Source organism: Acidovorax sp. FW305-C-20-28, from assembly GCF_058783375.1.
In genome coordinates this window covers 232,837-256,551 of sequence record NZ_JBYSYM010000002.1, presented here as the reverse complement: position 1 = coordinate 256,551, position 23,715 = coordinate 232,837, and the positions used below count along the sequence as shown (strand labels likewise).

Here is a 23,715-nt window from a genome sequence, read left to right as displayed (position 1 = left end):
GCTCAGCGCAGTGCGATGCTGCTGGCCGGCAGGCGGAAGGCCTCCACCAGCTCGGCCAGCTGCTGCGCCTGCATGCGCAGGCCTTGGGCGGCGGCCGATGACTCCTCCACCAGCGCGGCGTTCTGCTGCGTCATCTGGTCGAGCTGCGAGACGGCCTCGCCCACCTGGCTCAGGCCCGAGGTCTGCTCGCGCGCCGCCGTGCTGATCTCGCCGATGATGGTGGCCACCTGCTTCACCGAGTCGACGATCTCGCCCATGGTGCCGCCCGCCGCGTGCACGAGCTGCGAGCCTTCGTCCACCTGGCGCACGCTCTCGCTGATCAGGCCGCCGATCTCCTTGGCGGCCGTGGCGCTGCGCTGGGCCAGGCTGCGCACCTCGCTGGCCACCACGGCAAAGCCGCGCCCCTGCTCCCCGGCCCGCGCGGCCTCCACCGCGGCATTGAGTGCCAGGATGTTGGTCTGGAAGGCGATGCCATCGATCACGCTGGTGATGTCGGCAATGCGGCGCGAGGACTGGGCGATACCGTCCATGGTGCCGACCACGCGGTCCACCGCCTCGCGGCCGCGCTGCGCCACGCCGCTCGCGCCCGTCGCCAGGCTGCTGGCCTGCGCGGCGGCATCGGCGCTGTGGCGCACGGTGGCCAGCAGCTCTTCCATGCTGGCCGCGATCTCCTCGAGGTTGGAGGCCGTCTGCTCGGTGCGCGCCGACAGGTCGGTGTTGCCCGCGGCGATCTCGCCACTGGCATCGGCCACCGAGCTGCTCGCCCCGCGCATGCCCACTACCAGTGCGGCAAGTCGTTCCTGCATGCCGCCCAGGCGGGCCATCAGGGCCTGCAGCTCATCGCGGTTGCCGGCGTCGACGGCAGGGATGTGCGAGGTCAGGTCACCCTCGGCGATGCGGTCGGTCACGCCCGAAGCCAGGGCCAGCGGTCGCAGGATGGAGCGCGACAGCAGCCAGGCGCACACCAGGCTCAACAGCAGGCCCACGGCCGAGCCCGTGGCCAGCAGCAGCTTGCCCTGCCGCTCGCTGCGCAGGGCCGCCTCGCGCGCATCGGTCACGCGCTGGCGCTGGTACTCGGCCAGTTCGTCCACGGCCTTCGCATAGGCATCGGCGGCCGGGCGCAAGGTGCCGGCAATGGCATCGGCAGGCAGGGCCTCACCGGCCTTGCGGCGCTTGACCAGGTCGTCGCGCACGCTGCGGAACTGGTTGCCGGCCTTGTCGATGGCGTCGAACAGGCGCTGGGACGGGGCATCCTCGGCCAGTTCGTCCAGGCGCTTGCGCACTTCGCTGGAGCGGGCCGAGGTGGTCTTGCGGTCGGCATCGATGCGTGCGGCATAGGCCGGGTTGTCGATTTCGAGCAGGGTTTCGGCGCGCACCGAGCTGAGCACCACGATGGCGTGCAACTCGCGCGCCAACAGGGCACGTTCGGAGGAATTGCCGCCCAGGTCATCGGCAATGTCCTGCAGTTCCGCCAGCCGCCAGATGCCCACGGCGGCGGACAGGGACATGACAAGACAGACGACGCCAAAGGCCAGGGCCAGGCGGAACGCGACACGCGTTTGGGAGAGGGACATGGTGGGAATCAACTCCTGGGGTCAATGGTGCTCCGGGCAGCGCAAGGCCAAAAACCCGGGTTTTCCCTTATATCGTCATTCCATGACGCCAACTTGAGCCCCATCAGCCGCCCACCATCCCCGTGGCTGGCAGAAAGCCTCCACCCGGATCAGCCCGCCGCTCGCTCCCTCATCACCGCGGCCCCCGCCGCAGCGCGCAGATCCTTGGACAGTTCCGGGCTCTGCACGGCCCGCGCGAGCACCAAAGCCCCCACCAGCTGCGACAAGGTGGCCAGGGCCTGCTCCCTGCGCTCGGCCGGCCCCTGGCCTCGCACCAGCGGTTCCAGCACCTGCAGAAAATTCTCGACCCCGGCCTCGAAGGGCCCCTGCAGTGCTGGGCCGGCACGGGCCACATCGCCGGCCAGCGCGGCCATCGCGCAGCCATGGGCCATGTGCTGGCAGTGCTGGTCCGACAGGTAAAAGCCCACCAGCGCCTGCAATGCCTCGGCCGGCGGCTTGGCCGCCAGCTCCTCCCAGTAGTGGTTGTTGGCGGCGAGTGCGCGCTCACAGGCCAGGCTGGCCAGTTCGTCCTTGGACTCGAAATGGCCATAGAAGCCGCCCCGGGTCAGCCCGGCGGCCTGCATCAGCTCGTTCAGGCCAATACCGTCGAAACCCTTTTCGCGGAACAACGCGCCTGCCACATCCACGATGCGTTCGCGGTTGGCCTCGGCCTGCGCCCTTGTCACTTTCATGGTTGCCTCCTGGTGCTTGACTTATTTTACATGTTGATCGACATTTATATTTATTCATGTCGACTGACATTTAACCAACCAGGATTTGCCCATGAAAGCCCTGATCTCCGCGTACGCCCGCACCCCCTTCCACTTCGCCCGCAAGGGCGCATTGGCCGCGGTGCGGCCCGACACCCTGGCTGCCGAACTCATCAAGGACCTGGTGCAACGCACCGGCCTCGACCCGGCCACGCTGGACGATGTGATCGCCGGCTGCGCTTACCCGGAGGGCGCGCAGGGCAACAACATTGCGCGCATTGCCTCGCTGCTGGCGGGCCTGCCGCACGAAGTCAGCGGCATGACGGTGAACCGCTTTTGCGGCTCGTCCATGTCGGCCGTGCACATTGCCGCCGCGCAGATCGAGGCAGGCCTGGGCGAGGCCTACCTGTGCCTGGGCGTGGAATCGATGAGCATGGTTCCTCAGGGTGGCTTGACCTTTTCTCCCCACCCCGTGCTGTACGAAGAGACCGATGCCTATATCTCGATGGGCGAGACGGCCGAGAACGTGGCAGAGCGCTACGGTGTATCGCGCACCGACCAGGAGCAACTGGCCTTCGAGTCGCACCGCAAGGCGGCCGCGGCGCGCGAAGCCGGCCTGCTGCGCAGCGAGATCGTGCCCATCACCCTGGCCGATGGCCAGGTGGTGGCCGAGGACGGCTGCATCCGGCCCGGCACCTCGCCCGAAGCATTGGCCGGCCTCAAGCCGGCCTTCCGCGACACCGGTACGGTCACGGCCGGCACCTCGTCGCCGCTGACCGACGGCGCCGCCGCCGTGCTCGTGACCAGCGAGGCCTATGCGGCACGCCATGGCCTGGCACCACTGGCCCGCATCGTGGCCATGGCCACGGCGGGCGTGGACCCGGCGTACATGGGCATCGGCCCGATTCCCGCATCGCGCAAGGCCCTGGAGCGCGCCGGCATCACGGCGGCCGAGCTGGACGTGGAGGAGATCAACGAAGCCTTTGCCTCCCAGGCGCTGGCCTGCATCCGTGAGCTGGGCCTCAAGCCCGAGACCATCAACCTCGACGGCGGCGGCATGGCTATCGGCCATCCGCTGGGCGCCACGGGCGCACGCATCACCGGCAAGGCCGCGGCCCTGCTGCAACGCCAGGGCGGGCGCTACGCGCTGGCCACGCAATGCATCGGCGGCGGCCAGGGAATTGCCACGGTGCTGCAGGCCCTGTGACTGCCGCCTCCCACTTTTTCTCCCTCCACCCTCTTCTCCCAAGGACTGCTCCATGAAACTCCAGAACTCCGTCGTCTTCATCACCGGTGCCAACCGGGGCCTGGGCCTGGCCTTTGCCCAGGCGGCCCTGGCTGCCGGTGCGCGCAAGATCTACGCCGCAGCGCGCGACCCATCGACCGTCACCCTGCCGGGCGTGGTGCCCGTGCAGCTGGATGTGACCGACCCCGCCCAGATCGCCGCCGCCGTGGCCGCCTGCCCCGACGTGACGCTGCTGGTGAACAACAGCGGCATCTCGCGCGGATCGAGCTTCCTCGGCACCCCAGATGCCATGGCGGCGGCCCGCGCCGAGTTCGAGACCAACTTCTTCGGTCCCTGGGCTGTGGCCCAGGCCTTTGCCCCGGTGCTGAAGGCCAACGGCGGCGGCGCTGTGCTCAACGTGCTGTCGGTGCTCAGCTGGCTCACGATTCCCGGCGTGGCCACCTACAGCGCCTCCAAGGCCGCCGCCTGGTCGCTGAGCAACGGCCTGCGCAACGAACTGCGTGCCCAGGGCACGCAGGTGACCAGCCTGCATGTGGCCTACATGGACACCGACATGACGCGCGGCCTCGACGCCCCCAAGGCCGCCCCGCTCGACGTGGCGCGCCTGGCGCTACAGGGCGTGGAGACAGGCCTGGCCGAGGTGCTGGCGGACGACACCACACGCCATGTGAAGCAGTCCCTTTCCAGCGCTGCGCCCGCCTACGCAGGCTGAGCGCCAAGAAAGAAAACGCCGCCGGGTTCGCACCCGGCGGCGTTGTCTTTTTCCGTCAGGGGCACGCCCCTCGCATCAACCCTGCTTGTTCTGCAGCGCCGCGATGCGCTCCTCGATGGGCGGGTGGGTGCTGAACAGTTTGCCGATGCCACCGGCAATGCCCATGGCGGCCACGCTCTTGGGCAGCTCGCCCGGGTGCATGCCGCCCAGGCGGGCCAGGGCGTTGATCATGGGCTGGCGGCGGCCCATGAGCTGGGCAGCGCCCGCATCGGCGCGGAACTCGCGCTGGCGGCTGAACCAGGCCACGATCATGGCGGCCACGAAGCCCAGCACGATGTCGAGCACGATGGTGGTCACGTAGTAGCCGATGCCGGGGCCCGAGCTGTTCTCGTCGTTCTTGCGCAGGAAGCTGTCCACCGCATAGCCGATGACGCGCGACAGGAACACCACGAAGGTGTTCATCACGCCCTGGATCAGCGTCATGGTCACCATGTCGCCGTTGGCGATGTGGGCCACCTCGTGGCCGATCACGGCCTCGACTTCCTCGCGCGTCATGCCCTGCAGCAGGCCGGTGGATACCGCGACCAGCGCCGAGTTCTTGAAGGCCCCCGTGGCGAAGGCATTGGGATCGCCTTCGAAGATGCCGACTTCGGGCATGCCGATCTGGGCCTGGTCGGCGAACTTGCGCACGGTCTCGACGATCCAGCGCTCGTCGGGCGAGCCGGAGCCATCGATCACGCGCACGCCCGAGGTCCACTTGGCCATGGGCTTGCTGATCAGGAGCGAGATGATCGCGCCACCAAAGCCCATGATGAGCGCAAAGCCGAGCAGCGCGCCCAGGTTGAGCCCGTTGGCCGTGAGGTAGCGGTTCACGCCCAGCAGGCTCGCGACCACCCCCAGCACGACAACGACGGCCAGGTTGGTCAGTACAAACAAAATAATCCGCTTCATGTTCTGTGCTCTCCGTGGGTAGACAAGGAACTGCGGACTAGATGGGGGGTATCCGGGCGCGATTCAAGCGCCCTGCCCCCAGGGACCGCATGCCGCAGTTTCCCGTCGCGGTATGGTAGGGCGAATCGCGAAGAACACCCTTATCACACAGTCGCTGACGGGAATTACTGCGCCTTGTCCGACACGGCACGGGGGGGGCGGAACACCTGCGGATCGGCATAGAACTGCGGATCTTCATTGGCCGGCCACCAGCCAGGGACACCCAGCACCGGCAGCGGCGTGAAAGGCTTGGTGGACCAGTTCGCGGGCTCGATCTGCTGCGCCAGCCAGGCGTCGGAATTCGCTATTGAATCCATAGCGCACTGCACTCGGTACACATGCGCGACGATGGGCTTGCGCGGTGCCACCAGTTTTTCCAGCAATGCGTGGCCGAACAGCAGCAGCCGGGCCTCATGCCACAGCGGGCGCAGGTCCCCGAACAGGCGCGTCCATTCACGTGCCTGCAGCGCCTGCCAGATCGGGTCGGGCGCATCGAGCAGGGCGCCGTTCTCGTCGAACACGGTGATCGCATCGCGCAGCGAGCCGCGCACCGCACCAATGCCGTGCGCCGCGATGGCGCCGGCCTGCAACTCGTTCAGCCGCCGCTTGGCCAGCGGAAATTGCCGCCAGACCAGGCCATTGAAGAAGTCGTGCAGGTTCTCGCGCGTGGGCACGCGGCCGGTGTCGAAGATGTGCTGCTCATAGGCCGTGCCCTCGGGCAGGTCATGCTGCGGCGCGAACTGCACCGGTGCCGATGGGCACTGCAGCGCCTGGTGCACGGGCGCCCCCTGCTCCAGCACCTGCTGGGCCACGGCCTGCCCGGTGGCCCGGTACGGGGCCAGCCAGGCGGCGGCCCAGTCAATAGCCTCTAGACCAGGCGCCACGGCAGCGCTTCGCCGGCGCGCAGGGGCTTGAGCTCGGCCTCGCCAAAGGCAAAGCTGTCCGGTGGCGTCCAGGATTCGCGGCGCAGCGTGATGGTGCCGGTGTTGCGCGGCAGGCCATAGAAGTCGGCACCATTGAAGCTGGCGAAGGCCTCGAGCTGGTCCAGAGCGCCCGCGTTGTCGAAGGCCTCGGCGTACATTTCCATCGCCGCATGGGCGGTGTAGCAGCCGGCGCAGCCGCTGGCGTGTTCCTTGAGGTGGGCGGGGTGCGGCGCGCTGTCGGTGCCCAGGAAAAACTTGGCGCTGCCGCTGGTGGCAGCCTGCACCAGGGCCACACGGTGCGTTTCGCGCTTGAGCACGGGCAGGCAGTAGTAGTGCGGACGCACGCCGCCGATGAAGATGGCGTTGCGGTTGTACAGCAGGTGGTGCGCCGTGATGGTGGCGGCCGTGAAGCGGTCGGACGCGTTCACATAGTCGGCCGCATCCTTGGTGGTGATGTGCTCGAAGACGATCTTGAGCTCGGGGAAGTCGCGGCGCAGCGGAATCAGTTGCTGCTCGATGAACACCGCCTCGCGGTCGAACAGGTCGATGTCGCTGCTGGTCACCTCGCCATGCACCAGCAGCAGCATGCCGCTCTTCTGCATCGCTTCAAGCGTCTTGTAGGTCTTGCGCAGGTCGGTCACGCCGGCGTCGCTGTTGGTGGTGGCGCCAGCGGGGTAGAGCTTGGCGGCGACCACGCCGGCCGCGCGTGCGCGCACGATTTCCTCGGGCGGCAGGTTGTCGGTGAGGTACAGCGTCATCAGCGGCTCGAACTGCACGCCCGCGGGCACGGCCGCCAGAATGCGCTGCTTGTAGGCTAGGGCCTGCTCGGCCGTGGTCACGGGCGGGCGCAGGTTGGGCATGATGATGGCGCGCCCGAACTGGGCGGCCGTGTGCGGCACCACGGTGAGCAAGGGCTCCCCGTCGCGCACATGCAGGTGCCAGTCGTCGGGGCGGGTGATGGTGAGGGTGTTGGTGGGGGCGGCTGCAGTCATGGGCGCTATTGTCCCATTCCCGGCCACCGCCCTGCTCTCCGGCAGGCCCATCACTCGGCAGTGATGCCGGCCTTGCGCACCACGTCGCCGAACTTCACCATGCGCTCGGCCATCATCTTCTCGAAGGCGGCGGGGCTCATTTCCTCGGGCACGATCACGCCGCGCTCCTTGAGGTTGGCCACCATGGCCGGCGCCATCGCGGCCTGGCGCACGGCCTTGTGCAGGGTCTGCACGATGGCCTCGGGGGTGCCACCCGGTGCGGCCAGGCCGGTCCACGAGGTGAGGTTGAGTTCGGGGTAGCCCGCCTCGGCCATGGTGGGCACGTCGGGCAATTGCGGCAGGCGCTGGTCGGAGGCCACGGCCAGGGCGCGCACCTTGCCCGACTGCACATGCGGCAGCATGATGACCAGGTTGTCGAGGATGAACTGCACCTCGTTGGCCAGCACGGCGGTGATCAGCGGTGTGCCGCCGCGGTAGGGGATATGGGTGGTGAACACGCCCGTGACCGCCTTGAACATCTCCACGTTGAGCTGGCCCATGCTGCCGATGCCGCCGCTGCCGTAGTTGAGCTTGCCAGGGTTCTTCTTCGCGTACTCGACGAACTCCTTGACCGACTTGATGGGCAGGCTCGCGTGCACCACCAGCGCGTTGGGCTGGCGGCCCAGGATGGCGATGTTCTCGAAATCCTTGACCGGGTCGTAGCCGACTTTTGGCTGGGTCAGCGGGTTGGCCAGGTGGCTGCTCTGCGACGACACGACCAGCGTGTAGCCATCGGGCTTGGCACGCGCCACGGCCAGCGAGGCGACCGAGCCGCCCGCGCCCGCGCGGTTTTCCACCACGATGGGCACGCCCAGGATGCGCGACAGCGGCTCCGAATACTGGCGCGCCATGATGTCCACCGAGCCTCCGGGTGGGAAGGGCACGACCAGGGTGATAGGGCGCGCGGGGAATTTCTCGTCGGCCTGGGCGGCCAGCGGCGCCAGGCCCGCGAGGCCCAGCCCGAGCCCGGCGTTGAGGACGTGGCGGCGGTTGGGTTGCAGCAAGGGGTTCATGGGGTCTGCTCTCGGATCGTTGGAAGTCAGGGGTGGTCGAAGATGGCCAGCGCCACGGCCTGGGCACGCGGGACCAGGGTGGACAGCTCGCAGTACTCACGCTCGGTGTGCGGGTGGCCGCCCACGGGGCCGGTGCCGCACAGCGTGGGCGCGCCGACCGAGGCCGTGAGCCCGCTGTCGGCCGCGCCGCCGGTGAACTCGCCCTGCACGGCAAAGCCCAGGGATTCGGCGCCGCGTTGGTACAGCGCGAGCAATGCATCGGGCGTGGGCTTCATGGGCAGGGTGCGGCGCATGCCGGTGATGCGCCCTTGGGTGCGCGGCAGGCTTTCGACCTCGACGATGGCGCGCACGCGCTCGAACAGTTCGTCGGGATCGGTCTCGGCCGTGTAGCGCACGTCGAGTTCGGCCTTGGCCAATGGCGCCACCATGTTGGGCACGATGCCGCCCTGCACCACGCCCACGTTGGTGGTGGTGCCCACGGCCGGGTCGGTCAACGCGTGCAGGGCCAGGATCTTGTGCGCCATGGCGGCGATGGCACTGGCACCGGCCGCAGGGTTGATGCCCGCGTGCGCGGCCACGCCGTCCACCTCGAATTCCACGGCCATGGAGCCTTTGCGGCTCGTGACCAGGTTGCCGCTGACACGGCCGGGCTCGGCATTGAGCACGGCGCGCGCGCCGCGGGCTGCCTGCATGATCTGCTCGCGTGTGGCGGGCGAGCCGATCTCCTCGTCGCACGAGAAGAACAGCCGCAGCGGCGCCCTGAGCCCGCCGCAGCGCGCAAAGGCCTCGGCCACGAAGACATTCATCACCAGGCCCGACTTCATGTCGGCCACGCCGGGGCCGTAGGCCCGGCCCGCGTCGACACGGAAGGGGCGGCGCGCCACCGTGCCTGCGGGGTAGACGGTGTCCATGTGGCCCATGAGGAGGATGGGTGCCCCGTCGGTGGGCCCGGGCACCTGGGCCTGCAGCAGCACGCCATAGCCCGGCACGGGCACGAACTCGACCGCCACACCGGCGGCCACGAGCCGCTCGCGCAACGCGGCGGCCACCGCGGTCACCCCGGCTTCGTCGCGGCTGCCGCTGTCGATGTCCACCACCTTCTGCAACAGGTCTTGCATGGCCTGTTGCTGGCCCGCCAGCCAGGCCAGGATGCGTGCGCGCACCTGGGCACGGCTTTCTTCAAGGGTATCCTGCATGTTTTCCTTTGTCATCCACGCCCCAAGCGGAGTGGCTGTGGGGCGAAAGTGTTGCATGCACCCGCATTGTTTGCAATATATTTTTCATAGAATCGACATAAATGAAATTACCATTGCAAACAACCGATGGCCTGCTGCCTGAGCGGCTGGCCCGCCAGGGTGCCGGCCTGACCGCCAGCGAACGCGCTCTGGCCGAGGCGCTGGAGCGCGACTACCCCCATGCGCTGCTGGAGTCGGCCACCTCGCTGGCCGCCCGCACGGGCACCAGCGCCTCCACGGTGGTGCGGCTGTTCGCCAAGCTCGGCTATGACAGCTATGCCGAAGCCCAGCGCGAGGCCCGCGCCGAGGTCACGGCCCTGCTGCAGACGGCCGGGCAGCGCGCGCCCGTGACGATAGGCACCCGGCGCAGCCTGCAGCAGTGCGTGGACGACGCCCTGCTGCACGACCAGCACAACATCACGGCCACGCGCGATGGCCTGGACATGGCGGCTTTCGAGGCCATCGCCAACCGGCTGGCCCAGGGCAAGGGCCGTGTCTTCGTGCTCGCGCAGATCAACAGCGCCCCCGTGGCGGCCTGGCTGGCGCTGCACCTGAACATGTGCCGCCCCGGTGTGCACGAGCTGGGCGCGGGCGCGGTGGACGCCACCGACCAGTTGCTCTGGATCCAGCCCGAGGATGTGCTGCTGGCCTTCAGCATCCGCCGCTATGCCAGCGGGCCGGTAAAGCTGGCCCGGCGCTTTCGCGAGGCCGGGGCCCAGGTGCTGGCCCTCACCGACAGCGCCTCGGCACCCCTGGCGGCACTGGCGCACGAACGCATCCTGGTGCGCACCTCCAACGCCTCGCCCTTCGACTCGTACACCGCTGCCTTCTTCCTGTGCAATGCGCTGGTGTCGGCCGTGGCGCAGTTGCGCCACGAGGCGGTCTCCGAGGCGCTCAAGCGCCGGGACATGCTGTGGAAGGATGTGGAGGAGCAGCAGCTCATCGTGGCCGAACCCGCCCCCGCGCGCAGGCCCCGGGCAGGCAGGTGAGCACCGGGCCCGCGCGCGCCCTATTCGCGTTCGAGCGTTGCCAGCACCTGCCCCTGCAGGTTGGCGATGCGCACCTGGTAGCCCTTGCCTGCACGCACGGACTGCGCCATCACGGCCACCATGGCGCGCTCCTCGAAGCCATCGGGCTTGCGCGTGCGGTTCTCGAACACCAGCAGCACCGAATCGGCATGCGTCTCCTGGGTCTCGAAGCCCGAGGCGGCGATGAAGCGGTCCACATCCCGCACGCTGCGGAACAGCTCCTTGGGCAGCACGAAGGGCTGGCCCTGGTGCGTGACCTGGTAGTACTGGTCGCGCGTCTGCCAGGTGGGCTTTTCGCGCATGTAGTAGACCTTCCAGGGGTGCACGGCGCTTTCGAAGAGCAGGGTCTTTTCCATGGGGGCTGCGGCCTGGGTGGACCAAGAGGAAAGGGCCGCCGCACCCGCGGTGCCCCACGACAGGATGGAACGCCGGCGCACCATGCCGTCAGCCCTCTCGCGCCTTGCGGCGCCAGGCCTCGAAGCGCCGGGCGATCTGGGGCGCGATGCGGTCGAACCCCTCCCAGCTGTCGGGTGTCATGGCCTCGTCCGGCTCGCGGAAATGGTTGGACGAGCGGAACACGGTCTTCACATCCGTGACCCAGCGCTCTGCATCGGGTGTGCCAAAGCCCATGTAGTAATCGTCCCAGAATCCCGATGCACCGGGTGCCAGGTCATCGGTCCAGACGACGCGCCCGCAGGGGCCGTGCAGCAGTTGCAGCGGCGTGGCCGTGCGTTCGCGCCAGGGCGCGAGCACGCTCGCCGGGTAGCGCACGGGGTCGAGCAGCCCCTGCAGGGCGCACCAGGTCACGAAGAACGCATCCTCCACATAGACCAAGGGTTTGGTCTGCTCGTAGTCGGCACTGGCCTCCATGAAGTCGCGCTCCGTGGGCAGCCGGGCGTCGATGCGTGCAAGGCCCCTGCCCTTGACCGCGCGCTGGAAGGCCAGCTCCAGCGTGGCGCTGACTGGCTGCTCCACGAAATCATCTCCGTCCGCAGGGCCCGGAAAGCGCTCCCACGACAAACCTTCGGGCAACGGCACCAACGGCGCAGCCTTCACGGGCAGGATGATGCGTGTGACATAGGTGCGCCAGATGCGCCCGTCCTTGCGCGGAGGCCAGAAGGCACGGTGCTTGGGGGCCATCTCGGCGCTGACCTCGATGCCCGTGGCGCGCACGCTGACGTAGGTGCTGTCGTTGTGCGGCGTGGCGGGTTTGAGCGGCTTGGCCCCCACGGCGGCCAGCCACTGCAGCACCAGCGGATCGTCGATGGGGCGGCCGATGCAGGCCAGCATCTGGTCCCAGAGATTGCCTTCGGGGACAGCGGCCACGGGTGCCGGCACCGGGGGCGCCCCCACCCGCACCGGTTCCAAAAGCCGCCCTGCGATGGCGTCCTCCATCCAGCCATCGAAGTCGGGCCAGCGCTGTTCTGCTTCGGCCAGGATGTCCTCCCCCGTCTCGGGCACCGACAGCCCCTGCGCGGCCAACCACGCGAGCAGCTCGGGCGCCACGTCGCCGTCGTCCTCGGGCGGCTCGTCGAGGTTGCCGTACAGCGCGAACTCGTCGTAGCCAACCCCCAGGAGCCGCAGGAACTGCTGCATGTCACTGGCCAGCACCCGCCCACCGCCCTCGGAGCTGAGGTAGACCACGGGCATGCCCCCTTGCGGTGCCCGCCACACGGCAATCGTCGATCCGTCGGGCTCGACACCGAAGACCCCGAGGTGCTGCGCGGCCGCCTGCCCGCCGGCATGGCCCTCTTCCCCGAAGTAGCGCGCCACCGTGCTCGGCGGCTCCGAATGGAAGGCAAAGGAGCCACTCACCGCAGCGGAGGGCGGGCGCAACGCCGGAAAGGCCTGCAGCAGGTCGCGCAGGGCCGAAGGTTCCGGCAGATCCGGGGGGAATGCAAAGTGCAGTTTGCTTGAAGGGGTGCGGTTCATGCCAAAAGGCCTTGGTCAGGAGACAGTGTGTACGGCAGGCAAGAGTCACTTTGGCATCAGCGCGCGGCATCGGGGCGTCCTGCGATACGCAGGCTGCCACAGAAGATCCGGCACTCCACGACGTCCGCGGCGGGATCGTCGGCAGGCGGACTCACCAGTACCACCGCCACCTCGGGGGTGAGTTGCACCAACACGGCCCTGGCGTCTCCCGCTCCCGCGTAAATGGCATCGTAGGCCTTGGTGCGGGTGCGGTACCACACCAGGCGCGAGACCACCGCCCCCTGGTAGGCCGGGCGGCCAAAGAAGTCGATGCGCTCAGCGGGCGCAGCATCCGCGTAGGCGTTGGGCAGGCGCCAGGCTCCGTTGTCGTACACGAAAGGATCGATGCCCCACCGATCCCGGTCGATGCGGGTGTGCGCCACCCGGACCGTGGTCTTGTCAGCGTCTGAACCGATGGCCCAGTCGCAGACGTTGTAGGGTGGTGACCCGCCCTCGCGCCGGCCCTTGCAGTCGAGCTGCACGGGTTTGCTTTTCGCCGCCACCACATCGAAGGCGCAAACCGTCCTGCCTTCGCTCTCGCTGCGCTGGGGACGGGTAATGCGGTAATGCACCGGCAGCTCGAAGGCCAGGCCGCAGGCCATCACCGTGGGCGGTGGCAAAGCGCCATCGGCCAAGGGACCAGGGGCCCGCTTGCCGGTCGCCAGGTCCCAGGCATGCACGGCCTGCGTGCCGCGGTCCACCTCGTAATAGCCCACCAGGTTGCTGCTGCCGTTTGCCACCTCAGGCCCGCGGTAGCGCAGGGCCAACGCCTGCCCTGTACGGGTACGCTGCTGGGCGTCGCAGTGGTAACGGCCCGCGGTGCCCGGGCCTGCGAGTGCGAGCGCCTGGGCCACCTGGACCAGGCGTTCGCACGCCGGGGGCGGCACGGTGGCCTTCGACGCAGCGCCTGCCTGGGCTGTGGCCCAGCCCGGCAGCAACGCCAGCAGCAACCCCACCCCGAGAAACAGCCGGTGAACCTGGAGCAGGAGGGGCGCAGAACGCATGGCGCAGGCACGGAAGTGGAACAAGCGGCAAACGTAGCACGGCACACCTACCGGCCTGGCGCAAAAAAAGGCGCCCGAAAGCGCCTTGTGTGACTTCCTGCACACTGCGCCCCGCCAGGAGCGCCGTGCCCTGCAACCGTTCAGTGCTGCAGAATCTTGTTGAGGAAGTCCTTGGTGCGCGGCTGGCGCGCTTCGGGGTGGTTGAAGAAGTCGTCCTTGGAGCAGTCTTCCAGGATCTTGCCGCCCACGTCCATGAAGATCACGCGGTTGCTCACCTTGCGGGCGAAGCCCATTTCGTGGGTCACGCACATCATGGTCATGCCTTCGTTGGCCAGGCCCACCATCACGTCCAGCACTTCGCCCACCATCTCGGGGTCAAGCGCCGAGGTGGGTTCGTCGAACAGCATCACGATGGGGTCCATGCTCAGCGCACGGGCAATGGCCACGCGCTGCTGCTGGCCACCCGAGAGCTGGCCCGGGAACTTGTCCTTGTGGGCGATCAGGCCCACGCGCTCGAGCATCTTCAGGCCGCGCTTCTTGGCATCGTCGGGCGTGCGGCCCAGCACCTTGACCTGGGCGATGGTCAGATTCTCCGTCACCGACAGGTGGGGAAACAGCTCGAAGTGCTGGAACACCATGCCCACGCGGCTGCGCAGCTTGGGCAGGTTGGTGCTGGGGTCGTGCAGCTTCACGCCGTCGACCGTGATCTCGCCCTTCTGGAAGGGCTCGAGCGCATTGATGGTCTTGATGAGCGTGGACTTGCCCGAGCCCGAAGGCCCGCACACCACCACCACTTCACCCTTGTTGATGGTCGCCGAGCACTCGTTGAGCACCTGCACGGGGCCATACCACTTGGATACGTTCTTGAGTTCGATCATTTCTTGTTCCTCAATCCAATCTCTTTTGCATCAGCGAATGATCGCGATCTTCTGGTGCAGGCGTTTGACCATCCAGGACAGCGCATAGCACATCACAAAGTACAGGACGGCCGCGGCCAGGTAGGCTTCAATCGGGCGGCCGAAGTTCTTGCCCGCCACCTCGAAGCCCTTGAGCATGTCGTACGCACCGATGGCGTAGACCAGCGAGGTGTCCTGGAACAGGATGATGGTCTGCGTGAGCAGCACCGGCAGCATGTTGCGGAACGCCTGGGGCAGCACCACCAGCTTCATGTTCTGGCCATAGGTCATCCCGAGCGCCTGGCCGGCATGGACCTGGCCGCGCGGAATCGACTGGATGCCGGCGCGCATGATCTCGCTGAAGTAGGCCGCCTCGAAGGCGATGAAGGTGATCACCGCCGAGACTTCCGCACCGATGGGGCGGCCGATGATGGCCGGCACCAGCAGGAAGAACCACAGGATCACCATCACCAGCGGAATGCTGCGCATGCCGTTGACGTAGATGGTGGCAGGCACGTCCAGCCACTTCTTGCCCGACAGGCGCATCAGCGCCAGCAGGGTGCCGAAGAACACGCCGCCGACCGTGGCGACCGCCGTGAGGATCAGGCTGAAGTACAGCCCCTTGAGCACGAAACTGGAGATCAGGTCCCAGTTGTAAAAACCAAAGTCGAGATTCATCATTTGTCAGTGCCCTCCACCGCCGCTGGCAACGACCATTCCCGGAATGCGGGCGCGCTTCTCGATGAACGCCATGATGCGGTTGATGGCAAATGCCGAGACGATGTACAGCGCCGTCACCGCCAGGTAGACCTCGATGCCGCGCGAGGTTTCTTCCTGCGCCTGCATGGCGAACATCGTGAGCTCGGCCACCGACACGGCGAACGCGACGGAAGAGTTCTTGAAGATGTTCATCGTCTCGCTGGTCAGCGGCGGGATGATGATGCGAAAGGCCATGGGCAGCAGCACATAGCGGTAGGTCTGGAACGTGGTGAAACCCACGGCCATGCCCGCATAGCGCTGGCCACGGGGCAGGGTGTTGATGCCCGAACGCACCTGCTCGGCAATGCGCGCCGACGTGAAGAAGCCCAGCGCCAGCACCACCAGCGCGAAACCGGGAACGCCCTTCAGGACCGGGAACAGGCTGGGTATGACGTGGTACCACAGGAAAATCTGAACCAGCAACGGAATGTTGCGGAACAATTCGACCCAGGCATTGCCCAGGCGCACGATCATCGGCCGGCCCTGCAGGGTACGCAGCGTACCGATGATGGAGCCCAGCACCAGCGCCAGCAGCAAGGCCAGCAACGAAACAGACACCGTCCAGCCCCAGGCCGACAGCATCCAGTCCAGGTACGTGATGTCGCCGCCTTTGCCAAAGCAGCTTTGCACGACTTCCCTGTCCATGGTGTCCTGGCAGAACACCTGCCAATCCCAACTCATAGGATCACCCCTTTATTTGTCTTGGTATTGCATTGGGCGCAATCCTTTGCGGACCCAACAAAAAAGCCCCTTCAAACCATGGTGGCCGAAGGGGCGCAAGCATCCCGAAGATTACTTCTTGGCGTAGTCTTCCATCGGCTTGTCGTTCGGAGCAGCCCAGGCAGCCTTGGTGGCGTCGGACATGGGCAGGCCGATCTTGGTGTTGGTCGGAGGCACGGGTTGCATGAACCACTTGTCGTACAGCTTGGCCAGCGAGCCGTCGGCGATCTGGCGCTTGATGCTGTCGTCCACGGCCTTCTTGAAGGCGGCGTCATCCTTGCGCAGCATGCAGGCGATGGGTTCCACCGACAGCACTTCGCCAACGATCTTGTAGTCGGCCGGGTTCTTGGACTTGGAGACGTTGGCCGCCAGGATGGAGCCGTCCATCACGAAGGCGTCGGCACGGCCGGTTTCCAGCATCAGGAAGCTGTCGGCGTGGTCCTTGCCGAAGACTTCCTTGAAGTCGATGCCGCCAGCACGCTCGTGCTTGCGCAGGGTCTGCACCGAGGTGGTGCCCGTGGTCGTGGCCACGGTCTTGCCATTCAGGTCCTTGATCGAGGTGATGCCCGAGTTGGCCTTCACCACGGTGCGCACTTCTTCCACGTAGGTGGTCACGGCAAAGGCCACGTCCTTCTGGCGCGCGGCGTTGTTCGTGGTGGAGCCGCACTCCAGGTCCACGGTGCCATTGGTCACCAGGGGGATGCGGTTTTGCGAGGTCACGGGCTGGTACTTGGTTTCCAGCTTGGCCAGGCCCAGTTGCTTCTGGATGTCGGCCAGGATGATTTCACCCATTTCGGTGTGGAAACCGACGTACTTGCCATTGCCCACCGTGTAGGAAAGACCCGAAGACTCACGAACACCCAGCGTCACGCTGCCCGAGGCCTTGATTTTGGCCAGGGTGTCGTTGGCTTGGGCGAATGCGCTGCCTGCAGCCAGAGCGGTCACGGCAACCGCGAGCAAATGCTTCTTCATTGGGATCTCCTTGTGTGTGAAGCGAAAAAAGGGGGGGATTTTAGAGATTTACCCGGCCAGGACGTACCGGCGGGCAAAAAACCAAAAAAAGGAACCACGCGACCAGCGATATTAGTCAGAACGGGACCTGGTCGGTAGGGTATTTCCAGAAGTCCCGCAACAGATAGCTGACCGGAAGGTTCAGCGTCGTATTGTTGGGGGGAATCGGTTTGGCAAACCATTTCTCATATATGGGATAGATTTCCCGGGTATTGACCAGGCGGCGCATCTCCTCGTCCACCAGTTTCTTGAATTCGGGGTCGTTCTTGGGCAGCATGATGGCCAGGGGCTCGGTGGTCATGAACCGGCCCACGACCTTGAGCGCGCCGGGGTTGGGCCGTCCGGCCGCCAGGCCGTACAGCAGCACGTCGTCCATCACGAAGGCATCGGCCTCGCCCTTTTCCACCATTTCCACGGCCTTGGCATGGTCCGGGGCTTCCAGGATGGTGATGCCCATCAGGCGCTCGCGGTTTGCCTGGTCGGCCGCCTTCAGCGGCGTCGTGCCCTTGGTGGACACCAGCTTCTTGCCGTTGAGGTCTTCCACCTTGTCGATGGGGCTGCCCGACTTCACCAGCAGGCGGGCTCCGGTGATGAAATGCGGCACCGTGAAGGCCACCTTCTGGCGCCGTTCGGCATTGTTGGTGGTGGAGCCGCACTCCATGTCGGCCTTGCCCTGCTCGATCATGGCGATGCGGTTGGCTGGCGTGACGGCCAGGAACTCGACCGGCATGTCCTTCTTGCCGGTCTTCTTGCGAACCACCTCAGCCAGGCGCAGGCACAGGTCCACGGCGTAGCCGACCGGTTTGCCGCTCTTGGAGTCGATGTAGGAAAACGGCACGGACGACTCGCGGTGCGCGATCACCAGCTTGCCTCCGGCGCCCACGCGTTCGAGCACCCCTTGCGCAGACGCCGCGGATGCGCAGCACAAGGCCGCCAGGCCCCACGCCAATCCCCAATGCTGAACTTTCATGCGGTGTCTCGGTAAATAGGAAGTGGAATCAGATCTGCAATCTTCGTGCCACCCAGGCCCCAAAGAGACTACATCGCCATCGCTGATCCAGCAATGGAGGCGACTGTACGTGTCGTTACCATGAAACTCCAATGCCGTTTGCGCGGGCAACTATGCAAACTGTTTATATCCGTATTTACCCTAGGCATGAAGAAAGTCAGCCGGCCTGGGCCTGCAGGTACGACCACAGCGCCTGGGCCGTGCCCTTGGGCGCCTCCTTGCCCGAGGGCTTTTCGCGGTAGGCGCGCACATCCATGGTCATCTGCAGGCCTTCGGTGTCCGGCGGTGCGGCGCTGACCAGCCGGCGCGTGCGCAGCTCCTTCTTGACCGCACTGTGGGGCAAAAAGGCCACGCCATGCCCTTCGAGGGCCATGGCCTTGAGGCCTTCGGCCATGTCGGTCTCGTAGACCCGGTCCAGGTGGATGGGCGTGCCCGACTCCTTGAGGATCAGCTCCGTCACCCGGCCCAGGTAGGCACCGGGCGCATAACCCAGGTAGGGCAGCGGCTGGCCCGCGCGACCGGGCAGCCGGAACAGGGGCTGGCCGTCGGCATCGGCCTTGGAGTACGGGGACAGCACTTCCTGGCCCAGGCTCACCATCTCGTAGCGGTCGGCGTCGAGCTGGAAGGGCTGCGAAGGGTGGTGGTAGGCGATCAGCAGGTCGCAGCCACCCTCTACCAGGCGCATCACGGCGTCGTGCACATTCAGGGCGATCAGCCGGCTCTTGAAGGGGCCGAACCGGTCGTGCAGGCTCGACACCCAGGCCGGGAAGAAGGTGAAGGCCAGCGTGTGCGGCACGGCGAACTCGATCATGTCCTTGCCCGCACTGGTGTGCGCGCGCAGCATGGCCCGGGTGTTCTGCAGCGATTGCAGCATCTCCAGCGCCTGGTCGTACAGGGTCTTGCCAGCCGGCGTGAGGCGCGTGGGGTAGGAGCTGCGGTCCACCAGATCGGTGCCGGCCCAGGCCTCCAGGGCCTGAATGCGCCGCGAAAAAGCGGGCTGCGTCACATGCCGCAACTGGGCGGACCGGCTGAAGCTGCGCGTTTCCGCAAGACTGACGAAATCTTCAAGCCACTTGGTTTCCATCACGGCATTATCGGCGCGGGCCCCGGAGCGTGCCGGCCTGTCATGGAAAGCCTGTACAAGGGTTTATCCATAGCGCACCATTGGTGTGCACACATAGCAACGCACCGCATAATAGGGAAAGTTGCGTCCACAGCGCGCTCCCGCGTCACGGCCCCAGGTGCACAACACCGGCGGGCAGAGCGACCGGCCCCGTCCTGTTTGTTCTCCTGTACCGCCGCTCCGATGTCCTCCACCCCTCCCCAAGGGCCGGTGACCGACGCCTCCGTGCCCGTCGCCGCCCCTGACTCCGACGAACCCCGCTCCCTGCGCATCGAGGACTGGCTCACCGTCATCGTGATGGCGGCGCTCGCGCTGATCACCTTCGCCAACGTGCTGGTGCGCTACTTCACCAGCTCTTCCTTTGCCTGGACGGAAGAGATCTCCGTCTTCCTGATGATCGTGCTGGCCCTGGTGGCGGGCTCGGCCGCCGTGGCGCGCGACCAGCACATCCGCATCGAATACTTTGCCGAGGGCGGCTCGGCCGCCCGCCGCAAGCGCCTGGCGCAACTGGGCGCCGTGGCCGTGGCCCTGCTGTTCGGGCTGATCGCCGTGCTCAGCGTGCGCGTGGTCTGGGACGACTACCGCTTTGGCGAGACCTCGCCCGGCATCGGCGTGCCGCAGTGGTGGTACTCCATCTGGCTGCCCATCATTTCGGCGCTGATCGCGGCACGGGCCGTGGGCCTGCTCATACGCCGCAGCCGCGAAACGCCTGCGTCCGAAGACTCTGCCGGGGACGCCCAGCCATGATCGCCACGCTGCTGTTCGTGGCCTTTCTGGGCCTGATGTTCGTGGGCGTGCCCATCGGCGCCGCCCTGGGCCTGGCCGGCGCGGCCGCCATCGCCCTGGCCAATGCCGACAGCCAGTGGTTCGGCCTGCTGGCCGTGCCGCAGAACTTCTACGCCGGTCTGGGCAAATACCCGCTGCTGGCGATTCCGATGTTCGTGCTGGTGGGCTCCATCTTCGACCGCTCGGGCGTGGCCCTGCGCCTGGTGAATTTCGCCGTGGCCATGGTCGGGCGCGGCCCGGGCATGCTGCCGCTGGTGGCGATTGCCGTGGCCATGTTCCTGGGCGGCATCTCGGGCTCGGGCCCGGCCAACGCGGCCGCCGTGGGCGGCGTGATGATCGCGGCCATGTCGCGCGCCGGCTACCCGCCCTCGTTCTCGGCCAGCGTGGTCGGGGCGGCAGCGGCCACCGACATCCTGATCCCGCCGTCGGTCGCCTTCATCATCTACTCGGTGCTGGTGCCGGGCGCCTCGGTGCCGGCCCTGTTCGCCGCGGGCATGGTGCCCGGCATCCTGGCCGGCATCGCGCTGATCGTGCCGGCCGTGTGGATGGCGCGCAAGCACAAGATGGGCGCGCTGGAAGCCGAGATGCCCCGCCCGCCCTTCTGGAAGAGCCTGCGCGAGGCCCTGTGGGGCCTGGCCGCACCGGTGCTGATTCTGGGCGGCATGCGCGCCGGCTGGTTCACGCCGACCGAGGCCGCCGTGGTGGCCGTGTTCTACGGCCTCTTCGTGGGCATGGTGATCCACCGCACGATCAAGGTGCGCGACCTGTTCCCCATCCTGCGCGAATCGGGCGAACTGTCGGCGGTGATCCTCATCGTGGTCTCGCTCGCAGGCATCTTCGCCTATTCGCTGTCCACCCTGGGCGTGATCGACCCGGTGGCCAAGGCCATCGTGAACTCGGGCCTGGGCGAATACGGCGTGCTGGCCCTGCTGATCGTGATGCTCATCACCGTGGGCATGTTCCTGGACGGCATCTCCATCTTCCTGATCTTCGTGCCCCTGCTCCTGCCCATCATGCAGCACTACCAGTGGGATCCCGTCTGGTTCGGCGTGATCCTCACGCTCAAGGTGGCGCTGGGCCAGTTCACCCCGCCGCTGGCCGTGAACCTCATGGTCTCGTGCCGCATCGCCGGTGTGCGCATGGAGTCGACCGTGCGCTGGGTCGGCTGGATGCTGTTCGCCATGTTCCTCGTGATGGTGCTGGTGATCGCCTTCCCGCCGCTGGCGCTGTGGCTGCCTGCGCGGCTCGGCTACTGAGCCCGACCGAATCTGCCCCTACCGTAGTACCGACAACGATCCCAAGGAGACTGAAACCATGAAACTGCGCACCTTCCTGACCTCCGCCGTGGCCGCCGCCGCGGCCCTGGCCTTCACCACCCCCGCCGCCATCGCCCAGACCGCCTACAAGAGCGAATACCGCATGTCGCTGGTGCTGGGCACTGCCTTCCCCTGGGGCAAGGGCGGCGAGCTGTGGGCCAACAAGGTGCGCGAGCGCACGCAGGGCCGCATCAACATCAAGCTCTACCCCGGCGTCTCGCTGATCCAGGGCGACCAGACGCGCGAGTTCTCGGCGCTGCGCCAGGGCGTGATCGACATGGCCGTGGGCTCGACCATCAACTGGTCGCCCCAGGTCAAGCAGCTCAACCTGTTCTCGCTGCCCTTTCTGATGCCCGACTACGCCGCCGTGGACGCCCTGACCCAGGGCGAAGTCGGCAAGAGCATCTTCGCCACCCTGGACAAGGCCGGCGTGGTGCCCCTGGCCTGGGGCGAGAACGGCTACCGCGAGATCTCCAACTCCAAGAAGGCGATCAAGAGCCCCGAAGACCTCAAGGGCCTGAAGATCCGCGTCGTGGGCTCGCCGCTGTTCCTCGATACCTTCACCGCGCTGGGCGCCAACCCCACGCAGATGAGCTGGGCCGACGCCCAGCCCGCCATGGCCAGCGGCGCCGTGGACGGCCAGGAAAACCCCATCGCCGTCTACATGGCGGCCAAGCTGCACACCGTGGCGCAAAAGCACGTGACCATGTGGGGCTACATCAACGACCCGCTGATCTTCGTGGTCAACAAGGACATCTGGAACTCCTGGACGCCGGCCGACCGCGAGATCGTCAAGCAGGCCGCCATCGATGCCGGCAAGGAAGAGATCGCCATCGCGCGCAAAGGCATGGTCGAGGCCGACAAGCCCCTGCTCAAGGACATCGCTGCCAATGGCGTGACCGTGACCCAACTGACCCCCGCCGAGCGCGAGGCCTTCGTGAAAGCCACACGCCCCGTGTTCGACAAGTGGAAGGGCCAGATCGGTGCCGACCTCGTGACCCAGGCCGAAAAGGCCATCGCTGCGCGCAAGCAATAAACGCATAAGCACATACCGGCAACCGATAAGCGCTGCCGACACAATCGCCAAGGCGCCTCCCCTGACCGGGGGGCGCCTTTTTCGTGGGCGCCTGGCTGGCCCGATGCTTGCAAGCGCCACCTCCGGATGGGGGCCGACGCGCATCCGTCAGAAAAAAACCCGGCAACGGGCTTTGGCTTTGCCAACTTTATCGTGCGTACACATATGGCCCCCACAATGCCTGCAACTCTGACTCACCGTCCCCCATGCCGTTCCTTCTGAATGCCGGCCGCCCGGCTGCCACGGGCTCGCTGACGCTGGCCTCTTCCCCTGCCCGCCCCGCCCTTACCGCCCGGCTACACCCGGCCTGGGTGCGAACCTGCATGGCGGCCCTGTGCCTTGGCAGCCTGGTGGCCTGCTCCGGCAAGGACCAGCCGGCCCAGGCCGGTGCCGGCAACAAGCCCGCGGGCGAACCGACGGTGGGCGTGGTGGTGCTGGCCCCCGAGAGCCAGACCCTGAGCACGGAGCTGCCGGGCCGTACCGCGGCCTTCCAGAACGCCGACATCCGCCCCCAGGTCAATGGCATCGTCCAGAAGCGCCTGTTCACCGAGGGCGCACTGGTCCAGGCCGGCCAGCCACTGTACCAGGTGGACCCCGCCACCTACGAAGCCGCCCAGGCCAGCGCCCAGGCGGCCCTGGCCAAGGCCCAGGCCACGGCGCGCACGGCCCAGGTCAATGCCAAGCGCAATGCGGAACTGGTCGAGATCGACGCCATCAGCCGCCAGGTCTTCGACGAAAGCCAGGCGGCCGTGCAGCAGACCCAGGCCGACGTGGGCGTGGCGCAGGCGGCCCTGGACACCGCGCGCATCAACGTGCGCTACACCCGCATCCTGGCCCCCATCTCGGGGCGCATCGGGCTGTCGGCCGTCACGGCCGGTGCCCTGGTCACGGCCAACCAGGCCAACGCGCTGGCCACCATCCAGCAGCTCGACCCGATCCAGGTGGACATCACCCAGTCCAGCGCCGAGCTGCTGCAATTGCGCCGGCAGTGGCAGGAAGGCAAGTTCACGCGCGTGGGCACCCAGCAGGCCAAGGTGCGCCTCGTGCTCGAAGACGGCTCGACCTACCCGGTGGAAGGCAGCCTGCAATTCACCGGCACGGCCGTGAACCCGACCTCGGGCGCCATCACGCTGCGCGCGACCTTCCCCAACCCCGAGCATGTCCTGATGCCCGGCATGTATGTGCGTGCCCAGCTGGCCACCAGCGTGGCGCCCCAGGCGCTGCTGCTGCCCCAGGAGGCCGTGGTGCGCAACCCGGCGGGCGAGCCCAGCGTGCAGGTGGTCGGCGAGGACAACAAGCTCACCAAGCGCCCGGTGGAACTCGGCCAGGCGGTGGGCAACCGCTGGCTTGTGATCTCGGGCGTGAAGGCCGGCGAGAAGGTCATGGTGGACGGCTTCCAGAAGGCCCGCGTGGGCCAGACGGTCAAGCCCCTGGTGGTCCAGCCGCGCGACAAGGGGGCACCGGCGGGCGCTGCGCCCGCCTCGTCCGCCGCCGCCAGCTCCTGAGGCTGGCCAGCGCCCGCTCCCGTCCGACCTGCGACCCCA

23 protein-coding genes are annotated in these 23,715 nt (G+C 67.2%); 7 read left to right on the top strand and 16 right to left on the bottom strand.

The window, feature by feature from the left end:
* Positions 1 to 2 precede the first annotated feature (2 nt).
* Both AC3WOH_RS04485 and AC3WOH_RS04480 read right to left on the bottom strand, forming a co-directional pair.
* On the bottom strand, positions 3 to 1,574 hold the full coding sequence (locus AC3WOH_RS04485; protein WP_492228200.1) for a methyl-accepting chemotaxis protein: 1,572 nt from the start codon (positions 1,572 to 1,574) through the stop codon (positions 3 to 5).
* Positions 1,575 to 1,723: 149 nt separating this feature from the next.
* Complete coding sequence (locus tag AC3WOH_RS04480) at positions 1,724 to 2,305, bottom strand: TetR/AcrR family transcriptional regulator (RefSeq protein WP_492228199.1); 582 nt, start codon at positions 2,303 to 2,305, stop codon at positions 1,724 to 1,726.
* Positions 2,306 to 2,396: 91 nt separating this feature from the next.
* Here AC3WOH_RS04480 and AC3WOH_RS04475 point away from each other — a divergent pair, with 91 nt between their 5' ends.
* Together AC3WOH_RS04475 and AC3WOH_RS04470 are read left to right on the top strand one after the other, a co-directional pair.
* A complete protein-coding gene (locus AC3WOH_RS04475; RefSeq protein WP_492228198.1) occupies positions 2,397 to 3,530 on the top strand; it encodes a thiolase family protein in 1,134 nt (377 codons plus the stop codon).
* A 52-nt stretch (positions 3,531 to 3,582) separates the two neighbouring features.
* Positions 3,583 to 4,281 carry an SDR family oxidoreductase gene (locus AC3WOH_RS04470; protein WP_492228197.1) on the top strand — a complete coding sequence of 233 codons (699 nt, stop codon included), beginning with the start codon at positions 3,583 to 3,585 and terminating at the stop codon, positions 4,279 to 4,281.
* Positions 4,282 to 4,356: 75 nt separating this feature from the next.
* Here the strand turns inward: AC3WOH_RS04470 and htpX are convergent, their stop codons facing one another.
* From htpX to AC3WOH_RS04445, 5 genes are all read right to left on the bottom strand, one after another.
* Positions 4,357 to 5,232, bottom strand: coding sequence for a protease HtpX (htpX, locus tag AC3WOH_RS04465; RefSeq protein WP_184859404.1), 876 nt, complete (start codon positions 5,230 to 5,232; stop codon positions 4,357 to 4,359).
* Between the two features lie 164 nt (positions 5,233 to 5,396).
* Positions 5,397 to 6,155, bottom strand: a complete 759-nt coding sequence (locus AC3WOH_RS04460; protein ID WP_492228196.1) for a DUF3025 domain-containing protein — start codon at positions 6,153 to 6,155, stop codon at positions 5,397 to 5,399.
* Positions 6,140 to 7,186, bottom strand: a complete 1,047-nt coding sequence (gene pyrC / locus AC3WOH_RS04455; RefSeq protein ID WP_492228195.1) for a dihydroorotase — start codon at positions 7,184 to 7,186, stop codon at positions 6,140 to 6,142. The genes AC3WOH_RS04460 and pyrC overlap by 16 nt, the downstream gene beginning before the upstream one ends.
* Positions 7,187 to 7,236: 50 nt before the next feature.
* Entirely contained in the window at positions 7,237 to 8,238 is a 1,002-nt protein-coding gene (locus tag AC3WOH_RS04450) for a Bug family tripartite tricarboxylate transporter substrate binding protein (RefSeq protein WP_492228194.1), read from the bottom strand.
* Positions 8,239 to 8,264: 26 nt separating this feature from the next.
* Positions 8,265 to 9,434, bottom strand: a complete 1,170-nt coding sequence (locus AC3WOH_RS04445; RefSeq protein WP_492228193.1) for a M20 family metallopeptidase — start codon at positions 9,432 to 9,434, stop codon at positions 8,265 to 8,267.
* A gap of 101 nt (positions 9,435 to 9,535) precedes the next feature.
* Between AC3WOH_RS04445 and AC3WOH_RS04440 the strand changes: the two genes are divergently transcribed.
* Entirely contained in the window at positions 9,536 to 10,462 is a 927-nt protein-coding gene (locus AC3WOH_RS04440) for a MurR/RpiR family transcriptional regulator (protein ID WP_492228192.1), read from the top strand.
* A 20-nt stretch (positions 10,463 to 10,482) separates the two neighbouring features.
* On the opposite strand, the gene AC3WOH_RS04435 is transcribed toward AC3WOH_RS04440, so the two are convergent.
* The 9 genes from AC3WOH_RS04435 to AC3WOH_RS04395 all read right to left on the bottom strand — a co-directional run bounded on the left by AC3WOH_RS04435 (position 10,483) and on the right by AC3WOH_RS04395 (position 18,955).
* Complete coding sequence (locus AC3WOH_RS04435) at positions 10,483 to 10,941, bottom strand: hypothetical protein (RefSeq protein ID WP_492228191.1); 459 nt, start codon at positions 10,939 to 10,941, stop codon at positions 10,483 to 10,485.
* A 4-nt stretch (positions 10,942 to 10,945) separates the two neighbouring features.
* Positions 10,946 to 12,433 (bottom strand): hypothetical protein, encoded by a 1,488-nt coding sequence (locus tag AC3WOH_RS04430; protein ID WP_492228190.1) that lies wholly within the window; start codon positions 12,431 to 12,433, stop codon positions 10,946 to 10,948.
* Between the two features lie 56 nt (positions 12,434 to 12,489).
* The gene (locus tag AC3WOH_RS04425) at positions 12,490 to 13,476 is read right to left on the bottom strand and encodes a hypothetical protein (RefSeq protein WP_492228189.1); all 987 of its coding nucleotides are present in this window, start codon (positions 13,474 to 13,476) and stop codon (positions 12,490 to 12,492) included.
* A gap of 140 nt (positions 13,477 to 13,616) precedes the next feature.
* Entirely contained in the window at positions 13,617 to 14,354 is a 738-nt protein-coding gene (locus tag AC3WOH_RS04420; RefSeq protein ID WP_492228188.1) for an amino acid ABC transporter ATP-binding protein, read from the bottom strand.
* 30 nt (positions 14,355 to 14,384) lie between these two features.
* On the bottom strand, positions 14,385 to 15,053 hold the full coding sequence (locus AC3WOH_RS04415; RefSeq protein ID WP_492228187.1) for an amino acid ABC transporter permease: 669 nt from the start codon (positions 15,051 to 15,053) through the stop codon (positions 14,385 to 14,387).
* 3 nt (positions 15,054 to 15,056) lie between these two features.
* On the bottom strand, positions 15,057 to 15,812 hold the full coding sequence (locus AC3WOH_RS04410; RefSeq protein WP_184859381.1) for an amino acid ABC transporter permease: 756 nt from the start codon (positions 15,810 to 15,812) through the stop codon (positions 15,057 to 15,059).
* A gap of 111 nt (positions 15,813 to 15,923) precedes the next feature.
* Complete coding sequence (locus AC3WOH_RS04405) at positions 15,924 to 16,823, bottom strand: amino acid ABC transporter substrate-binding protein (RefSeq protein WP_184859379.1); 900 nt, start codon at positions 16,821 to 16,823, stop codon at positions 15,924 to 15,926.
* 115 nt (positions 16,824 to 16,938) lie between these two features.
* On the bottom strand, positions 16,939 to 17,832 hold the full coding sequence (locus AC3WOH_RS04400; RefSeq protein WP_492228186.1) for an amino acid ABC transporter substrate-binding protein: 894 nt from the start codon (positions 17,830 to 17,832) through the stop codon (positions 16,939 to 16,941).
* A gap of 196 nt (positions 17,833 to 18,028) precedes the next feature.
* Complete coding sequence (locus AC3WOH_RS04395) at positions 18,029 to 18,955, bottom strand: LysR family transcriptional regulator (protein ID WP_184859376.1); 927 nt, start codon at positions 18,953 to 18,955, stop codon at positions 18,029 to 18,031.
* A 222-nt stretch (positions 18,956 to 19,177) separates the two neighbouring features.
* Between AC3WOH_RS04395 and AC3WOH_RS04390 the strand changes: the two genes are divergently transcribed.
* The 4 genes from AC3WOH_RS04390 (at position 19,178) to AC3WOH_RS04375 (ending at position 23,676) form a co-directional block, all read left to right on the top strand.
* Complete coding sequence (locus tag AC3WOH_RS04390; RefSeq protein ID WP_492228185.1) at positions 19,178 to 19,741, top strand: TRAP transporter small permease; 564 nt, start codon at positions 19,178 to 19,180, stop codon at positions 19,739 to 19,741.
* Complete coding sequence (locus tag AC3WOH_RS04385; protein WP_492228184.1) at positions 19,738 to 21,036, top strand: TRAP transporter large permease; 1,299 nt, start codon at positions 19,738 to 19,740, stop codon at positions 21,034 to 21,036. Before AC3WOH_RS04390 ends, AC3WOH_RS04385 begins: the two co-directional genes overlap by 4 nt.
* Before the next feature lie 58 nt (positions 21,037 to 21,094).
* On the top strand, positions 21,095 to 22,132 hold the full coding sequence (locus AC3WOH_RS04380) for a DctP family TRAP transporter solute-binding subunit (RefSeq protein ID WP_492228183.1): 1,038 nt from the start codon (positions 21,095 to 21,097) through the stop codon (positions 22,130 to 22,132).
* A gap of 245 nt (positions 22,133 to 22,377) precedes the next feature.
* Entirely contained in the window at positions 22,378 to 23,676 is a 1,299-nt protein-coding gene (locus tag AC3WOH_RS04375) for an efflux RND transporter periplasmic adaptor subunit (protein ID WP_492228182.1), read from the top strand.
* Positions 23,677 to 23,715: the final 39 nt, after the last annotated feature.

What these genes read in the sequence shown, in the direction of transcription:
- AC3WOH_RS04380 (WP_492228183.1), top strand. Translation starts at nt 21,095, where the DNA reads ATGAAACTGCGCACCTTCCTGACCTCCGCCGTGGCCGCCGCCGCGGCC.
- AC3WOH_RS04480 (WP_492228199.1), bottom strand. Translation starts at nt 2,305, where the DNA reads ATGAAAGTGACAAGGGCGCAGGCCGAGGCCAACCGCGAACGCATCGTG.
- AC3WOH_RS04420 (WP_492228188.1), bottom strand. Translation starts at nt 14,354, where the DNA reads ATGATCGAACTCAAGAACGTATCCAAGTGGTATGGCCCCGTGCAGGTG.
- AC3WOH_RS04405 (WP_184859379.1), bottom strand. Translation starts at nt 16,823, where the DNA reads ATGAAGAAGCATTTGCTCGCGGTTGCCGTGACCGCTCTGGCTGCAGGC.
- AC3WOH_RS04440 (WP_492228192.1), top strand. Translation starts at nt 9,536, where the DNA reads ATGAAATTACCATTGCAAACAACCGATGGCCTGCTGCCTGAGCGGCTG.
- AC3WOH_RS04400 (WP_492228186.1), bottom strand. Translation starts at nt 17,832, where the DNA reads ATGAAAGTTCAGCATTGGGGATTGGCGTGGGGCCTGGCGGCCTTGTGC.
- htpX (WP_184859404.1), bottom strand. Translation starts at nt 5,232, where the DNA reads ATGAAGCGGATTATTTTGTTTGTACTGACCAACCTGGCCGTCGTTGTC.
- AC3WOH_RS04410 (WP_184859381.1), bottom strand. Translation starts at nt 15,812, where the DNA reads ATGAGTTGGGATTGGCAGGTGTTCTGCCAGGACACCATGGACAGGGAA.
- AC3WOH_RS04415 (WP_492228187.1), bottom strand. Translation starts at nt 15,053, where the DNA reads ATGATGAATCTCGACTTTGGTTTTTACAACTGGGACCTGATCTCCAGT.
- AC3WOH_RS04385 (WP_492228184.1), top strand. Translation starts at nt 19,738, where the DNA reads ATGATCGCCACGCTGCTGTTCGTGGCCTTTCTGGGCCTGATGTTCGTG.
- AC3WOH_RS04485 (WP_492228200.1), bottom strand. Translation starts at nt 1,574, where the DNA reads ATGTCCCTCTCCCAAACGCGTGTCGCGTTCCGCCTGGCCCTGGCCTTT.
- AC3WOH_RS04475 (WP_492228198.1), top strand. Translation starts at nt 2,397, where the DNA reads ATGAAAGCCCTGATCTCCGCGTACGCCCGCACCCCCTTCCACTTCGCC.
- AC3WOH_RS04435 (WP_492228191.1), bottom strand. Translation starts at nt 10,941, where the DNA reads ATGGTGCGCCGGCGTTCCATCCTGTCGTGGGGCACCGCGGGTGCGGCG.
- pyrC (WP_492228195.1), bottom strand. Translation starts at nt 7,186, where the DNA reads ATGACTGCAGCCGCCCCCACCAACACCCTCACCATCACCCGCCCCGAC.
- AC3WOH_RS04375 (WP_492228182.1), top strand. Translation starts at nt 22,378, where the DNA reads ATGCCGTTCCTTCTGAATGCCGGCCGCCCGGCTGCCACGGGCTCGCTG.
- AC3WOH_RS04450 (WP_492228194.1), bottom strand. Translation starts at nt 8,238, where the DNA reads ATGAACCCCTTGCTGCAACCCAACCGCCGCCACGTCCTCAACGCCGGG.
- AC3WOH_RS04470 (WP_492228197.1), top strand. Translation starts at nt 3,583, where the DNA reads ATGAAACTCCAGAACTCCGTCGTCTTCATCACCGGTGCCAACCGGGGC.
- AC3WOH_RS04395 (WP_184859376.1), bottom strand. Translation starts at nt 18,955, where the DNA reads ATGGAAACCAAGTGGCTTGAAGATTTCGTCAGTCTTGCGGAAACGCGC.
- AC3WOH_RS04430 (WP_492228190.1), bottom strand. Translation starts at nt 12,433, where the DNA reads ATGAACCGCACCCCTTCAAGCAAACTGCACTTTGCATTCCCCCCGGAT.
- AC3WOH_RS04390 (WP_492228185.1), top strand. Translation starts at nt 19,178, where the DNA reads ATGTCCTCCACCCCTCCCCAAGGGCCGGTGACCGACGCCTCCGTGCCC.
- AC3WOH_RS04445 (WP_492228193.1), bottom strand. Translation starts at nt 9,434, where the DNA reads ATGCAGGATACCCTTGAAGAAAGCCGTGCCCAGGTGCGCGCACGCATC.
- AC3WOH_RS04425 (WP_492228189.1), bottom strand. Translation starts at nt 13,476, where the DNA reads ATGCGTTCTGCGCCCCTCCTGCTCCAGGTTCACCGGCTGTTTCTCGGG.